A 17,121-nucleotide genomic window follows, 5' to 3' on the forward strand; every position below is an offset into this window, starting at 1 on the left:
TCATCCTACTCATTCACAAACACCTCTCCGGTAATCTCTTCGATCGTTCTTTCATGTTCTGTAATTCTAACAATTAAGTGCCTCATCCCTTTTTCCAGTTTTTTATCCAACGGCAGGTTCATAAGGATTTTCTCATAAGGTTCAATCTGCTTAATTGATCCAGAAACAAGTTCAACAATTCCATTTTTTGTATCTTCAAATACACTCAGTTTTGCTTCACAAGAGCTTTGTTGCCCAAAGTTTTGCACCTCAATCGATAAACTCATTTGATTATTATCATTTTGCACTTTTGGCAAACGAGCTGAAAGAGCTGGCTCCAAATAGTCTACCCACGGTAAGCGTGCATAAGCAAATAATAACTGCCCTTTGGACATCTCACCAACAAGTTTAATAACAAAATTATCGTCTGTCACACCATTACCCTGAGCATCAAAAACTAAAATTAGATCATTACCATCGATGCGAGAATCAATAACCTTACACCCGCCTCCAAAATTAACTTTCTCAGATGCACCTAAACGTAAACTTTCCAGCTTGATATCGGTATGAGGATTAAATCCTTCCTCAGCCATTATCTTTACTTTAATAGTTTTGGTTTGAGCATGAATCTTACTATTATCCAAAACAGTCATTAGTCGACCGACCGTTAGTGGAATACAGATATGCTTTGAACTGTGGTTATCATTGGCCAAATCGTTCCATTTAATGGTGTCAATAACTGCGAAGTGTGCCTGTGTTGCCCTGCCATATTCATCTTGCAACATCTTAATACGCTCATATTTAAACCAGTTTTCTTTTACGCCATCAGTATAAGTAGTTATACCCGGCATGTAGGCTTCACCCGGTTCAACCTTCCATTTTATTCCATCCTTCGAGCGAAGGTAGTATGCTATCCGTCCATACCAATCATTTACAATCATGTGATACTGAACATTGGTTTTCCAGATAACAGGATCTTCAAACCGTCCTTCAACAGAAGGGTAAGCGCTTTTCTGTGTTACCTGATTCCATGGTGATAAACCTGTCTGACTTATCCAAACGCCACCGCCTCGGCACACCATTAAGTATGAACCGTCTTCCCGTTTAGCAAAAGTTAGATTTGATAAACCATCGTGCACATTTCTATCCCGACGATCGAATTGAAATTGCTTGTATTCCCATGGGCCATTTAACGAATCAGAAATGTAATATCCTCTAATTACATAAATTACATAACGACCATCATTTAATTTATATAGTTCAGGATTATGGCCTTTACCAATAATTTGTTGTACAGTGTATGGCCCCAATGAGTTTGTTCCAATAGCATGAACCACTTCCGAATCGGGCCAAGCCATATGCCCCTTTTCGGCACTTTCAGGCCATCTACAAACAAACAAATGGTAAACACCCATATTATCTTTAATCGCATTACCTCCCCAATAGGAATATTCATCCTCTTCTAATCCGTTATCAACGTATCGAGGAACCACATCACCAGCCCCCCAGGTATCTGCCGTAAGTTCTCCATTAGTTGGAATGGGCAAGAAGCGATCCATAAAGCGTCCTCCTTTAACAAGGCTCTTCCACTCCGCAGGCCGTTCGCGTTCAATAATTTGTGCGTCAACTGAAGCAATCAAACTAAATAATATTACTGGTATCCACCAATTTCTTCTTAAAGTCATAATACTTTCTATATCTGTTTTATTTTTTAACTTCATTTAAATAGGCTTTGAATGAATCTGTCAGCTATTCAACTTCAGTTATCTTTTCCTGATTTGATAACAAATCCAAACTGATATTCGCGATTTCCATCCACCCAATATTCTTTATGAGTCCTTGCACCCCATGAATCATCCCCACCTACACCATGAATCTTATAATCAATATTAATATTTATAAAATCGCGTTCCATTACTTCAAAATGATGCTCCACGCTTTCAATATCCTCTTCCAAACATGACCATGCTCTTACATTAAATGGTTGCATACCACTTATATCCAGCCATTGTCTTTGTTGCTTATCATTAAAACTAATCCACCTCACGTCACCCCGATTACTATTATCCTGTGGCGAAATGTACGGTACCATATAGTCTTCTAGATTCATCTGGTATATACCTATTAATGCTCCCTCTTTCCTATCCGGATAATTTTCATGGGGCCCGGCTCCATACCATTTCAATTTTTCGTACTCTCGTGGAATGGCTAAACGAAACCCAATCTTTGGCATACTACTTTGCTTGTCATTGGGAGTATAATGCATATTCACTTGCAAGTCACCATTTGTATTAAGTACATATTTTAGTTCAACCTGAATATCCAGTTTCCGGGGCTTAAGCCGATAAACAACAGTTATCAACCTATTACTTTTATCCATTAGAATCTGTTCATCGACTATTGAAGCATCCATCATGAGGTCCTTCCAATCGCTCATTCGACGATCATAGTTATTGCGCTGCTGATTATCATTTGGTGGCTTCCAGAAGTACGGTTCTAATGGGCGCATTAATAATCGCTGATTATCAGACACCAAATTCTGAACTGAGCCATTAGTACGATTAATTTCACATTTGAAGTTAGCACCTTCAATTATAAGTCGCCCGGCTTGTTTACGAAGAATCAACTTCCCATCATCCACTTTATTCAGACCATTATCGAACGGATAAGGCGTCAGTACAAACTGCTCTTTTGCAACAACAAATCCCTTTGAAGCCCATGCATTATTTCCCTTTAATGCAGCTTCAATAACCATCGTATACTCGGCCTTATCATCTGCAAATTCAGGTATCACAAGAGAACCCTTCCAGGAAGCACCAGGCGACGCTTTGACATGTTCAATCTTGCTTTTAGCCTCCAAATGACCATTACGAAACAAGAGTTGATGAAAACAAAAGTTTTCAAGATCTGTAAAGTGATAATGATTATTTATGCATAGGTTTTCTTTTTGGGCAGTATCAAGCTCAAAAGTAATATATTGATGCACCTTTTGAGCCTCAAAATAGTGAGGATTAGGAATCCTATCAGGACCAACCAACCCATTTATACAGAACTCCTTATCATTCGGATGATCACCAAAATCACCCCCAATTGCCCAATATTCATCAGCTTCAAGCGACAACTGAGAAGCTTTTGATATGTATTGAAGACGACTACCATCCTTCTTTCGTGCAATTCCCTGATCAACCCAATCCCATATGGCTCCACCCGCCATGTGCTCAAAATCATAAATAACTTGCCAGTATTTTGCAAAATTACCAAGTGAATTACCCATGGCATGAGCATACTCTCTCATGAATATGGGACGATCTTTCTGCTTTTCAGCTATATTTCGAACTTTATCAGGGTGAACATATGATACATCCAACATATCAGATACATCCAAATCACTATCGCAAAAGACAATCGCATTGGGCAACACCCTTTGAATTGTATCCGCCATTGCTCTTAAGTTTTGTCCTTTTCCTCCTTCATTGCCCAGTGACCAAATTATAACAGATGGATGATTCTTGTCACGATGCACCATTGCTGCTGCTCTGTTTACATGGGCTTTCTTCCAATTAGGGTTATTACCTAATTCTTTATTACCAATGTTGTATCCATGTGATTCCTGATTGGCCTCATTCATTAAATATATCCCATATTCATCACACAATTGGTACCATAAAGGACTATTGGGGTAGTGGCTTGTGCGCACCATATTGAGGTTGCATTGTTTAATCAGTTCAATATCCTTACGCATAGTTTGTTCATCCACATACCTTCCAGTGCGCGGATGATGCTCATGACGGTTAACGCCTTTTAATTTAACCGCTTTTCCATTGACGGTAAAAATCCCATTTATTATTTTCACTTCACGCACACCTACTTTTATAGGAAGTACTTCTAAAATCTGCCCCTTTGAATTCAATTGTTCAATTAACAGTGTATATAAATAGGGTGATTCAGCACTCCACAAATTTGGCTTCTCAATCTTCAGGCTCATTAACTGCCTATTTATCTCACCAACTGGTATTTTCTTTAGTGGGTGAACAGAAATTTCACTAACCTGCTTACCATTTGCATCGTATACCGATGCTCTCAAGGAACCTTTGCCACTATTACCTTCTGCTTTGTTAAGCAATTCACTCTGGATCTCGAGTGTTGCTTTTGTGTAATTATCCTCCAGTTTGGTTGTTACCTGAATATCTCGTATATAAACATTTGGCCTTGAAATTATCTTCACATCTCTGAAAATTCCACTCAAACGCCACATATCCTGATCTTCCAGGTAACTACCATCAGACCATCTGTAAACTTCAACAGAAATGCTATTCTGGCCTTTATGAACGTACTTTGTAATGTCGAAAACAGCAGGTGTCATACTACCCTGGCTATAGCCCACCTTGTGTCCATTGATCCATAAGTAGAAGGCTGATTTAACCCCATCAAAATTTAATAAGAGAATTCTATCCGCCCAATTATCTTGATAGTCAAAGAAGTGTTTATAGGAACCAACAGGGTTTCGCAACTTATAGGAACTATAGCTATTATTGGGTTCATCCGTTACATATGGCAGATTCCTTTTAAATGGATAAGTAATATTGGTATAAATCGGGATACCAAATCCTTGGGTTTGCCAATTACCAGGAACTTCAATCTTTTGCCAATCCCTTGTTTGCACATCGTTTTTATAAAAATTTACCGGACGACTGTCTGGATCTGGGGACCAACAAAACAACCATTGACCATTGAGTGACAGCTCATTAACACTCTCAGCCTGTAGAAGAGCTGATTCTTTATTGTTGTATGGCGAAAAAGTAGCATGTGAAGCTTCTTTGTTAATTCCAATGACTTGAGGATTTTCCCAATCTGGAACCTGAGCAATTAGACAAAAACCAAAAACTAAAAAGAACAATATAACGACGGATACTCTCATAATAATCAACGTTTATATATGGTGAATTTCTTTTGCTACCAGAAACTTATGGTTTATTCTTTTGGGTATTAAAAACCTCTGCAGGGAAACGATAAGCCACACCAATCCTATCAAAGTATTTAAAATGGCTATTGAGCTTATTGGTAAAATCCTTCCAGCTTCTATTCTGAGAACCCGACCATCCTGCTTCAGCCAATGCCATACCTCTTGGCCAGGTCATGTAAAAGGCGCGTTCAATATCTTTAACATATTCACCCCACAAGGATGCTTCAACGCCAATAATATGATCACTCTTTTTAACTCCCATTGCAGGGTTAAACTGATATACCTGCTCCAACGAAAGTATCGGCATCCAATCACAGGTTTCCTCACCTTTAGCCTGAGGATAGTCAAAATAAGCATGCTCTCCAGGACATGAAATCAGTTTATACCCCATTTTTCTGGATTTTTTAATCACCTTTGATGACAAGCCCATACGCCAGGTATACATCGTACTATTTTCAGGATAAAAAGGCACATCCAACTCATACCATATCAATGGTCTTTTATTATTTTTTTGCAATGATTGGTTAACGCGTTTAAAGAAATAGCTCATCAGATACTGCGGTGTATCCTCGCCGAGAGATTTCAGCTTTTTCTGGCACTTAGGGCATTCCTTCCAATGATCGAGCGGTGCTTCGTCTCCTCCAATATGAAACTCATCACCAGGAAATACCTCAGCCAGTTCTGCTATAACATCATCTAAAAATGTAAATACTTCATCATTACCGGCACATAAAAGGTTTTTAGATACTCCTGGTGTTGTCCTCACTTCCAACTCTTCATCAAAACAAGTTAAATGCGGATAGGCAACAATAGCAGCAACACTATGGCCAGGCACATCAATCTCTGGTATTATTGTTACATGACGCTTAGCAGCATAAGCAACTAACTCTTTCATATCCTGCTGTGAATAAAAGCCAGAATGTGGTACTCCATCCCCCTCAGTCTCTTTTCGAACGGAACCAAGCTCTGTTAATAATGGGTATTTTTTTACTTCAATCCGCCATCCCTGATCATCACTCAAGTGTAAATGCAACCTATTATATTTGTATTTAGCCATAACATCAACATACTGCTTAAGTCCTTCCAGCTTTAAAAAGTGACGAGCAGGATCAAGCATTAGTGCCCGGTATTCATATTTCGGCTTATCAATTATCTTAACACAAGAAACCGTGTTTTCTATTGCATGATAACTTCCCCACATCCATTGCTGAAGACTTTGAATACCATAAAAAACACCGGTGGCACTTCCCCCTTTAATTACTATCTGATTCTTATCAATTTCCAATGCATATGCCTCCCTATCAGTCATGCTTTCATCTACGAGCAATTTAATAGAGTTGCTGAGTTTTTCATTTGTAACAACTCCTGCCTGGATACTAAAATTTGAACTTAGCATATCTGTCAGGTATGAGGCTTCAAATTGTAAGTATGAATCTGATAATATAGATTGTTTGGCAGGTGAGAATTTAAAAACTCCTTCACGTTTCTGTAATTCTGATGGCTCAGGAATAATTTTATGCTCTTGAGCTAAAAGATTAACTGCTATTAGCAGCATTATAAGTAATGATATTTTCTTCATATTCCTTAATTTTATGTCTAGCTTTTCGTTTATCAACAACTCTTGATTTATGCCAATCAATTATGGAAATACTTCATGCCTAAATAGTACACTACATCAAGTTCATTTTCCTGTGCTTCACTAGGATATTCTTCATCACTCAACACCCACTTTTCTTCGAAACTAAAGAAATCAGGTATTCTTGGATCATTTCCGTCAAGGACACCTCTTGCATAATCGATAAACATCCTCCATCGCTCACGATAATAGTCATTTAACAAACCTGAATATTCTCTATATGCATAATCATTTACAACATGTTTTTCATTGGTCCAAACAGTTATCAATCGACGGGCATTTTCTTCAAAATTCGTCATCTCGCTTTGCGATTGTGCTCTTTTCTTTGCTTTTTCCAACCATGAGCCAAGTAAAAACTCTTTTCTTGAGCTCATCAATAAATCCATATCAGAAATTAAGTCGAGCATTTTGCCGGCCATAACATTAAAATTATTAATATCCTTATTGTCGAATGCGACCTGAAGTTTGTTGTACACTTCCCTTCCGTGATTTGCCATAACCTGTCGCGTTAGATTCACAAGATCGCAACGAAAACAATCAGAATCAGCAAATTGATGTCTGTTTTTGAAGAACATTTCCCAGGCGAGCAACAATTTCTCAGGAGAATAATCCATGTCGCCATAACCCCAGGTTGAAACCTTTGTAACATTCCATGCTGGACGGGCACATAATACCGACTCAAATGGTGGACTGCCATGATCGCCACTGGCATGTCTGTATTGTGAGTTATATATGGTATTTCTCATGATTTGCCAAGCCTGCAATATTTCACTATTGATTTTTCCATAACGACTGCTTACGTACATTTCTAGCCAATCATCCATATCAACAGTATCTTTCTCCCATGCCAGATCAAATATTAGATCATAGATAACCGCATCCTGCTCAATCCCCTCAGGCGTAGCACCTAAGCCTTTCATCTTATTTCCATTGGGATGTTTTAAGGCAAACATAATATCTCGGTTCGTTTGATCTAACTTTGCTGTCATGCCTGTTTGTCCACCAAAATTTGGAATCTCACTCCAAATCCAGTTATGGCCTTCAAAACTGCTTTTGCGAGCCCATTCCGAGGCCTTACCTCCCCATTGAGGCAAGGCTTCTGCATATAAATCAACCACAAGAGCTTTACCCTTAGGTATTCCTTTAAGTAACTTCTTGGTAGGATTTTCACCCCAGGCTTGCAACACCCATGTACTTCCTGGGTTATTGGCCTTCATTGCGGCATAAATTCCCTTAGCTGCTTTCGTTACATTAACTCCCTCTGAGGTTCCTCCTTCATGAAACGGGTCGCCCTGGTAATAATCAGAAATACCATAGAGTAACCTTTGTTCTTCATAATATATAGCTGCTATTTCGCTGAATAGCGGATCATCAGGCAACAAAAAACCAGGACGGTTAAAGTTTAACCATTTCCCCGGATTATGAATTTTAGCGGTAGGATGTTTAATCTTTAATGAATTAGGTACCATACCATAAAAACCTTGAAAAACAGGTTGCATACCTAATTCTTTCATTCTACTTACAATCTTCTTTTGCAAGTCACTTTGCTTATCAATCCATTCTTGTGATACCGGACCACCCCAGCTTTCCAGATTTCCTAACAACCACCAACCGGTGTAAGATGGTCCAGGTAAAAAAGCAGTAATTTCATCCTCGGAATAATTCAACCTCCTTAAAGTATTCTGCCAAACAGCCTCCTGGCCAACTAATGCCAATGGCAGATTGATACCATGCAAGGCCATCCAGTCAATCTCTTTTTCCCAACGTTCCCAATCCCAAAAAGACATTGAATAATTAAATGTACAATAGTTTAAATAATAACGCTGGTCAAACGTTGCTATCTTTCTAATCTTTTGTTCAATTACAGGCAATCGTTCACCTATGTGCAACTGTTGTCCATTCCATGAAAAGCTTGAATTACAGAAATTTCTTAAATAATAGTGTAAAGCGTATGCCATTACAAGGGCTGAATTCCCTCGTACAACCAGCTTCTCATTTACTGTTTGCAATTCAAAAACATCATTCCCATTATCATCCGGAATCATTTGAAATTCGACCTCAACTTCCCTTTCTGGCATTAACCGGCTTAATAAAGCATAAGCAGCATCCACTTCACTTGACAAAACAGGATGAACGCTTAGCGTAATTAAAATCGCTACGAATATCTTTCTCATAATACTAGCATCGTTATTTCAATGTTATAATCTCATTCTTTATTTCTGCGAATTACGATACGTTGTTTTATTGACTTATCTTTTGGAGTATAGTACAACATATCAGCATCGTTGTTAAACATTAGTGTTCCCCCTGTAGCATATACTTCATATCCATTTTGAAAATGCCATTCTGGTAAAAAAACTTCTGTAGGCAACTCACAATTTACACCAGGATTAAACTCAAGCTCCATTTCGCCTTTTTCACTTGAAAAGGAGTATTTGACAAGTTGACCATTGACACGATATGGGTACGGACGTACTACAGCATCAAGAGCACGTCCTCCTGAATTAAGGTCATTAGCATCTAATACCTGCGAAAGGCTAAATACCGATAAGTCCTCCCCATTCCATTGATCTCCTCTTTCGTTTGTATTATCAGCTGTATAGTTCCATAAGGTATAGTGCAATAAATTATCTTCTATAGCTGAAAAACACCGCTCCAATGCTTTATTCTGGACTGAATAATCGCCCGTTTCATATGCCGTTCTATTATTCATATCAAAAGGTATCCCGAATTCACCTAATAAAGTGACCGCATCCTTTCCGTATCGCATTTTGGTATCCTTTTGCATCTGGCTAAGAAAGTCGACAAATGCAGCATACACCTGTCTCTTTCCTAATAGTATTTCATCATTTAACAGTCCTAGCCAAGGCACATATCTTTTAGTTACAAGTGTTGCATCGTCATACCAGTGAGAGCCATCAACCAGATTACTGATTTCCTGTTCCTTTAACATAGGGAGTTTATGAGGTAATGGAAACAACACATTATCCACACATAAAAACCAGTCTGGATCAATGCTATGTATAGCCTTCTGATAGGCCTTTATAAAAGGGATATAGTAATCATTATTAAAGTTCACATTTTTACCGTTAACTCTAGTAAAATAGTCAGGCTTCAATAGTTTAGGCTCTTCCCCATCACGTAGTTGCCATATCCCGGCTTCTTTCCAAATATCTTGTTCTGCTTTTTTCCATGCCAATTTTCGTTCACGATTAACAAGTACTTTTCCTTTATCTATCAAAGACACCTTACCCAATTCATATTCTTGTACCTCTTGAGGAATCCCTGCACCTAACAGCATACCCTGAAATGGGGTTGGTGTCAGTCCTACAACACTTGTTGGGAAAGGTTGGGATAAATCATTAACCCCAACATACCCTGAAGATGGTTCATTCATTAATTCAAAGCCGACAACATTGGGCAATTCCTTTAGCTCGTTTGCCAGTACTGCCATTGAATTTATATAATGCGATTGCAAGAAATCCTGAATAGGAATGGAATCATTCACTGTTACGTGCGGAGCAAAATCATTACCAGCAAAGAACAAGGTAAACATAGTGCAGGAAGCCAGTTTATAATAATTTGAAAACCATACCATTTGAGGATATGGATCACCAAATATATTATGAACGAAAGCTGCATCTGTTTCTAAAAAATTTTTGACGTTAAATCCTGCTGCTTCAAATGTCCATAAAGGTGCACCATCGCCACCACTATATCGACTCCATAAATCCTGATGAGGATCAATAAACACATTTATATCATAGGCAGCAGCTTTGGTAATGAGTTCTTTCACATATTTGATGTACTCATAATCATATATTCCCGGCCCAGAATGTTCAATGGCTTCCCATGTAACAATAAAGCGCACAAAATGAAATCCCCATTTTTTTAATCTTTTAAAATGCTTGTCTGCTTCATTTATTGGGAATGGGCGTCCAACAAAAGAGATATCAGTACCATTAAAAAAACCTTCTTTAACATGACTTCCGATATTAGGTATATATGGCACCTTGCTGCTCCCGCCAAGATTGATCCCTCTCAAAAAGAGTGTCCGGCCATCCTGCGAACAAAATTGCCCTTCCTTGACTTGAATATTTTTACCTTCACCAATACTATCCTTTGCATTGTATTCTGGAATATTATTAGATAATGTTAAAATCAGCCCCTCTACATCTTTGGCTTTGTGATTCTCAGCTCCAGTAAAAAAGAGTACATAGACAATGCAAATTAAGAGTATGGCTACACTCATCAGAATTTTATACAATCGGCTCCTCATCTTCAAATTGTTTTATTGAGTTGTTAATTATTCACATCCAAAAGTATTGTTTGTTAATTCAAAACACCTCTTCTCGGTATGTATAGCCATATTATGGTATGAATGATAGCACATATTACTTTACAATTCATCCTATTGATATAATTATTGAATACAACCGGAAATGAGTATTAACTCATCACAATTATTCTCTTATTGAAAACCAACGTTTCGCATTCATACAATCGCCTGAAATCGTATAGTAGTATTCATTTGCTGATACTCCTTCACCAAGATGAATAGTAAATAATTTTTTGTCATCAATAATTTCTTGTTCTACTTCAAATCCAGGTGCATTCATAGTGATGCGTGATAGTTCATACTGCCTGGAATCATCACTCCAGGGAGAATACAAAGACACTTCTACTTTTATTTCTTTACCGTCCATCCTTTGTTGAATTAATGGCAATGGTTTACAATTTTTAAAAGGAAATAGAACAGCTGACATTGGAAACTTTAGTTGTACCTGACCAGCTTCGTTCTTTACATCTATTTCGGTCTCTCTCATTTGCAATGTTTCCAAATTAAACTCATATACCTTCTTAACACCCTTAGGTACTTCAGGTAATTGCACCAAAACATCTTCACGCAAAGGCTCACCATCTACATGTCCTCCTGTTAAGACCCAATAGCTATCCGATTTCCATAAATGTCCCATCCATTTTGAATTGTTTAATGCAACAGGATCCCATTCGCTTATTTCACCATAAATTACAGCGTCTTGTAAAGTACCAGCCAACTCATGCCATAATAATTCGCGATTGTTTTCTTCAGTAAAATCATCTGGTTTTTCTGCTCCTATATTCCCCCAGGCCCAGTCTTTTCTTAAACTTTCTGTTTTGGCCATTATGGCTCCCTTAAAAGCTGCTTCCGAAGCACTCGCATGATAGGATAAAGGCAAATAATCTGGCAATGCCACCTTCATAGCATCTATCTCATGACCAGAACAATCCATCACCAGTGCTCCATTTGTACTTTCACTGAAGTAATCCATGAAGAATTCAGTGGATATGAATAAATCCGGATTAATTGAATCAGTTGCCTGACGCACTCGCTTCAACATTGTTCGCATCCATTTATTGCTATTATATGGACTCTCGTGGTGATGCTCAGGATTGAAACATGGTTTAAATGGAAAGCCCAGTTCATCAAGTCTTATTTCATCAACCCCTGCTTTGGCCAACATGCAACAAACGCGAATAATATTATCCTGCCACGGTTTATATCCAGGACAACAAAAAGCACCATAAATATTATCCCCATTTCGATAATCCATTAGTGGTACTCCTCTTTCATTTTTTACAATTGCATATTTTTTCCATTCGCCCTTTAGCAAAGGGCTATCTTTTCTTATACCATAACCGGCAACATACATACCGACTCTTCTGCCATACTTGTGACACTCTTCAACACCCCGAGTAAAATCCTCAAGCCCGCCTAAATCAGACCTGAATCCAATAAAACCAGAGGACATCCATGGCCCATATGTTTCAGGCCAAAGATTAACGCCTTCATTCCACATAGCAATCTCCATACAATCATTATATGTACCTCGATAAGCATCATGAAGTTGCCTAAAGGATTTGAATAATTCTTCACCTTTAACGCGCTTATTAGAAGAAACGGTTTCTTGCGATGGCAACCACGTACTTGCACGTTTTACCACCTCCTTTTTATACCAGGCTGGCACTTTCTGAGTTTCTACATTGGTACTAAACCATTCCCCATAGGCTCTTGCCGCTTTTCGCCAGTTACCATTAAAAGCCATTATTCTATTTTCCGGCCAAGAAAAAGCTTTTCCTTTAGTTAGAGTTTGTTCATCAAAGTATAGTACATTGAGACCTCCATCTGGAACGCAAGAATATATTTTATTTGTGAACAAAGTATCCATTGTGACGATAGCCAATCCTTCCTTTACTATTGGATCATATACACATTGCCACTGCATCATAACATTCTGCCCATAAACACCTCCTGTTACATTCTCCCAAGCTTTTTCGCCAGGATATCCCCTATCCCACATATTAACCATTAAGTTAGAGTTAGCATCTGTCCCAAGACATATGCCTGATAAATAAGGGAAAGCCGCATAGACTGATACATCGTCATGACTTACATTCCTTACTTCTAAATGGCTATCAAAGCTCTCTTTCCCGTGATCAAGCCTTATCGACAATGCTATCTCAAGAGGCACTTCTTTAGCTTTATAAGTAAGCCTTAAAGTTCCGTTTGATTGTTCTTTTTCAAATGAACTATTTAAAAGATAACAATTTGAAGGCTCAACAATTACTCCTCCGTAATCATTGTCATGAGCTCCTGCTTTTAACTTAGGCATAGTTGTTGTGTTGACAAAAAGGCGAAATATGCTTGCCTTACCCTCATTTTTTAGATAGTTGTCATTGGTACCTTTATTTATTAATTTTAGTAGTTGTCCGTTATTTTTGCTAAAATGAATGGCCAATTTATCATTTTCTATACCAACACTATTTTCATTATCAATAGTAAAAACTGAAGTTTGTGGATGACATGAAACAAGAAAAACACTCAGACAAATAATTACTAGTATTCTCATTTTTTTTTTGAATTTAGTGCCGCCAATAACTCAAATTGACACAATTATAATGTAGAGATATATAATATTGACTCACCGTTTAATAGAGAAACGGTGAGTCAATCATTCTAATAAGATTTAGAACCTATCATAGAAAACCAATCAGCTAGCCTGAGCAAGCAAGAACGCTATACGTCACCTATCCAGACAGTAGACTGAAACTCTAAGTCATTAAATAGTTGTTAATTAACATTGGCAACAAGCACATCGCCTTTCTTTAATTTGATCGTTAATATGCCGTTTTGCTCAGTAAACTCATGACTACATTTAAATTTGGAGTCAAAAGGATTTTGAAGTTGAATTTCGCCATCAGCATTAGCCATTATTTCAATGTTATCGACTTTTCCCATCTTCATTTCTGCAGAAACCAGAAATGCCCCATAAGTTCTTAGTTTATTAAAACTAACATCCTTCCAGTCGGATGGCAGTGCCGGAAATAGTTTTACAATGCCCGTATGGCTTTGAATAAGCATATCCTGGATGGCTGATGCAAATGCAAAATTTCCTTCCAAGGTAAAAGGACGATATGTCATATTTGAGTATCCCGCCTGACACTGATCTCCATTCGCATGGAATGAGTTCTTCAGACAAAAACATTCTGCAAAAATACGTAACACACGAGCAGCATTATCACCATCGAATGCACGTGCATATAGATTACCTTGCCAACTGAATGAATAACCTGTCCATGCTCCAGAACCTTGAGCCTCTAGGTTTTGCAGTGTGTTATTTATCGTTTTGGCATCCTCTGAACCATTGGAAATATCGATTAAACCAAGCGGGTGAAAACCCATAAGGTGAGAGAAATGACGATGCGATTCATGATATGTTACTTCTGGGGCAAACATTAATCCTGTTTCCTCATCAATAGCCAGTTCCGGCCATTCTGACAATATCTGTAACCATTTATCAGCATCTTCCTTTAAACCAAGTTCTGCAGCAAGTTCTGCGGCTTTTTCATAGTTCCACCGAATAAGAGCCAAATCAAAATTTGTAGTTTCTGAGAACCAGGCTTTGGCAGAGTTATCATATATCTCAGGACTAGAGCTAATCAAGAGTTTTCTGCGCCCCTTTTCATCTTTAACTGCCATTTCATCAAGATAAATTGCTACATCTTTTAACCAAGGATAGGCTTTCTGCTCAAGAAAATCTCTGTCCATAGTATATTGCCAATGTAAATAAAAGTGATGCCCCAACCAGGATGCCACCGTTTGTCCAAAAGAATACTGAATCCATCCCCCCATCGGTTCTCCATCTAATGTACTCACTCCTGGCACGTTCATTCCATTTACATCAAAATAATCTCTGGTATATTTTTTAAACACATCGCGGTGCTCCCACAACCAGTTAATAAACCCTTCTTCTAGATTTAAATAGTTACCTGTATAGGCGGGCCAGTAACTTAATTGAGTATTTAGATCATGGTGAAAATCACCTTTCCATGGTGGTAACTTACCATGATCAGCTGTCCAAACGGCCTGTAAGGAAATAGGTGGAGCATCGGCTCTGGCGGCTGAACCAAATTTGTACATCTCAAGATAATACTGACGTTCAAGTAAATCATCAGGAATGCTGATTGATGATTGCGCCCAATAGTTCTTCCACCACAACAAATGCCCTTCTTTGGCAGATAGATAACCTTCTGATACTGCGTTGGCAACAACCTCTTCTGCCTTAACGCTCGCTTTCACTTTTTCATTCTCTGATGAAATTGACCAACATCCAGTTAGCGTTTGAGCTCCTTTTTCCCATTGAGTATATATCTGATATTTAAAATCATTCCACCCATTTTGGTTGTAGCAGATGTTATCATCACCTTTTGTTATTACACCTTGTTTGTAACCTAATTGGTTAAGGTCGGTCTTTGCCTGACTTGTATACCCTTCTTCATTAGGGCGGTCATATGACGGAGAAATCATTTCGATAGAAAGTTCTTCAGGCAGATTCTCAAACTGATACCAACCAACTGGCTCACTGGCATGAACAAAAGTTGTTAACCTGGCTCCATTTATCCATTCTACAGTACAAATGGCAGATGAAACATCTAAATCAACTTTTTTCACATCACCTAATGCATCAATATTAAACTCAATAGCTCCTGCAGGGATTTTTGATGGCGCTGGCAATTTATCGTATGGCACATCAAAAGCTTCCTGAACCTTATTGTATTCACCGGCTTTCCAATGTTTATAAACATCCTTAAACTTCCATTTATCAAAGTCGATGTTCTCCATTGGCCTCAAGTCCCACAAATCTGCTCTATCCAATGAGAATCTCAAACGTCCGCTCTTTTGCCAAACCAGGTTGCCAACTGTGGCATTTCCAAGTGGAATTGCTTCATCCCACACATGCGCCAGTTTTTCAAACTCAAGACCATGCTTTGCATAGCTATTGGGACTTGATTTTTGCGATTGTTGACACGAAATAAACATGCCAATAACGATCAAAACACTTAATCCAATTTTTGTGAAGTTCTTCATTATTCTCTTAGAATTTATTAAACTGATATTTTCTTTTCCACGTAAATGATTGTCCACTATCCAATGTAAATTCAATCATTGGCTCTGTGCATAATGCTAATTTCCATAGGTATATAAAAAATGGGCCACACTTCTTATCTTCAATAACCTTAACTGAAGTGCTTGTATTAGAATTAACTACAAAATATTCCTGCGCGTTTTTGCACTTAATATGCCCCCCTATCCATTCTGACTTAAAATCAATTACATTAATCTTAATTTCATTCTCCTCAAAACTGATTCGGGAATCAAACTTATCGACCGGTTCTACCTTATCTGAGAAAACAATTTTATAATCTTGACCGATGAAATTCTTATCAAAACAGAAGAAATTATGACAATATGGATTAGCATCAATCTTCTTATCACCGCAATTCTTTAGGCTATGAATTATTTCCAATTCAGCTTTATCATCGGTAAGTCGGATTTCTTTCTCATATTCGTAGGCATAACCAAAGTCCGTTACCAGGTTTTGCTTGAAAACGATACAATTATCTTCTGTATGTATATCCCATTTACCAGGCTTTATGATTTTGTATGGATAATCCCAGAAATATGGTTCCTGACTAGCTCGCTGCAAAACACCTACGCCTATCTTAACAAATGGCTCTCCAACTTTTGCTTCATCATAACCAAGAGGATTACGAAACTCTTCTGCTGTTCCTGTACCTGTCCCCGGTACTAACGGATCATGGACACCACCATTCGCTGTTCCGTTATACATTTGCCATGATTGAAGAAATTCATGCTCTCCGTATTCAATTTGAGCAATCATACCAGACCAATCAAAACGTGTGCTTCTGTAATAACCATTGTGTTCATCAGGCATTAAGACAGTTATTTTGATCGAATCATTTTGAAGAATAACCATAGGGTATTCCTGATTTGTTTTTAAACCTGAGTCAGCTAATAACCTTTCTGAAGTCCAACAGAGCCCAATTAAAAATATTATAATAATTCGATACATCGCTTAAATCAATTAGTAGTTAGCACTACTTATAAAGACACATGTAGCATCAAAAAGCCTAGGTGTTTTTGATGAAACTTTTTAAATGTTGCAAACTAAGGGTGATAATTTTTTTTTATTACTATTAA

The 17,121-nt window shown here is 38.0% G+C and carries 8 protein-coding genes; all 8 read right to left on the reverse strand.

The annotated features are described in order from the left end of the window. Positions 1–5: 5 nt before the first annotated feature. Positions 6–1,700 (reverse strand): glycoside hydrolase family protein, encoded by a 1,695-nt coding sequence (locus tag KDU71_RS09985; RefSeq protein ID WP_212190340.1) that lies wholly within the window; start codon positions 1,698–1,700, stop codon positions 6–8. A 38-nt stretch (positions 1,701–1,738) separates the two neighbouring features. After that, the gene (locus tag KDU71_RS09990; protein WP_212190343.1) at positions 1,739–4,897 is read right to left on the reverse strand and encodes a glycoside hydrolase family 2 TIM barrel-domain containing protein; all 3,159 of its coding nucleotides are present in this window, start codon (positions 4,895–4,897) and stop codon (positions 1,739–1,741) included. 46 nt (positions 4,898–4,943) lie between these two features. Further along, complete coding sequence (locus KDU71_RS09995) at positions 4,944–6,521, reverse strand: beta-N-acetylhexosaminidase (RefSeq protein WP_212190345.1); 1,578 nt, start codon at positions 6,519–6,521, stop codon at positions 4,944–4,946. 56 nt (positions 6,522–6,577) lie between these two features. Beyond that, positions 6,578–8,752, reverse strand: a complete 2,175-nt coding sequence (locus tag KDU71_RS10000; RefSeq protein WP_212190347.1) for an alpha-N-acetylglucosaminidase — start codon at positions 8,750–8,752, stop codon at positions 6,578–6,580. Between the two features lie 32 nt (positions 8,753–8,784). After that, a complete protein-coding gene (locus tag KDU71_RS10005; protein WP_212190349.1) occupies positions 8,785–10,830 on the reverse strand; it encodes a glycoside hydrolase family 5 protein in 2,046 nt (681 codons plus the stop codon). Positions 10,831–11,041: 211 nt separating this feature from the next. Next, complete coding sequence (locus KDU71_RS10010; RefSeq protein ID WP_212190351.1) at positions 11,042–13,468, reverse strand: DUF6259 domain-containing protein; 2,427 nt, start codon at positions 13,466–13,468, stop codon at positions 11,042–11,044. Positions 13,469–13,689: 221 nt separating this feature from the next. Beyond that, positions 13,690–15,987: a glycosyl hydrolase family 95 catalytic domain-containing protein gene (locus tag KDU71_RS10015; RefSeq protein ID WP_212190353.1), complete on the reverse strand. Its 2,298-nt coding sequence runs from the start codon at positions 15,985–15,987 to the stop codon at positions 13,690–13,692. 7 nt (positions 15,988–15,994) lie between these two features. Next, positions 15,995–16,855 carry a hypothetical protein gene (locus KDU71_RS10020; RefSeq protein ID WP_212190355.1) on the reverse strand — a complete coding sequence of 287 codons (861 nt, stop codon included), beginning with the start codon at positions 16,853–16,855 and terminating at the stop codon, positions 15,995–15,997. Positions 16,856–17,121: the final 266 nt, after the last annotated feature.

The organism is Carboxylicivirga sediminis (genome assembly GCF_018156225.1).
Classification (GTDB): Bacteria; Bacteroidota; Bacteroidia; order Bacteroidales; family Marinilabiliaceae; genus Carboxylicivirga; species Carboxylicivirga sediminis.

Coding starts and splice junctions, on each gene's coding strand:
- KDU71_RS10005 (WP_212190349.1), bottom strand. CDS start 10,830: ATGAGTGTAGCCATACTCTTAATTTGCATTGTCTATGTACTCTTTTTT.
- KDU71_RS09985 (WP_212190340.1), bottom strand. CDS start 1,700: ATGAAGTTAAAAAATAAAACAGATATAGAAAGTATTATGACTTTAAGA.
- KDU71_RS09995 (WP_212190345.1), bottom strand. CDS start 6,521: ATGAAGAAAATATCATTACTTATAATGCTGCTAATAGCAGTTAATCTT.
- KDU71_RS10000 (WP_212190347.1), bottom strand. CDS start 8,752: ATGAGAAAGATATTCGTAGCGATTTTAATTACGCTAAGCGTTCATCCT.
- KDU71_RS10010 (WP_212190351.1), bottom strand. CDS start 13,468: ATGAGAATACTAGTAATTATTTGTCTGAGTGTTTTTCTTGTTTCATGT.
- KDU71_RS09990 (WP_212190343.1), bottom strand. CDS start 4,897: ATGAGAGTATCCGTCGTTATATTGTTCTTTTTAGTTTTTGGTTTTTGT.
- KDU71_RS10020 (WP_212190355.1), bottom strand. CDS start 16,855: ATGCCTGATGAACACAATGGTTATTACAGAAGCACACGTTTTGATTGG.
- KDU71_RS10015 (WP_212190353.1), bottom strand. CDS start 15,987: ATGAAGAACTTCACAAAAATTGGATTAAGTGTTTTGATCGTTATTGGC.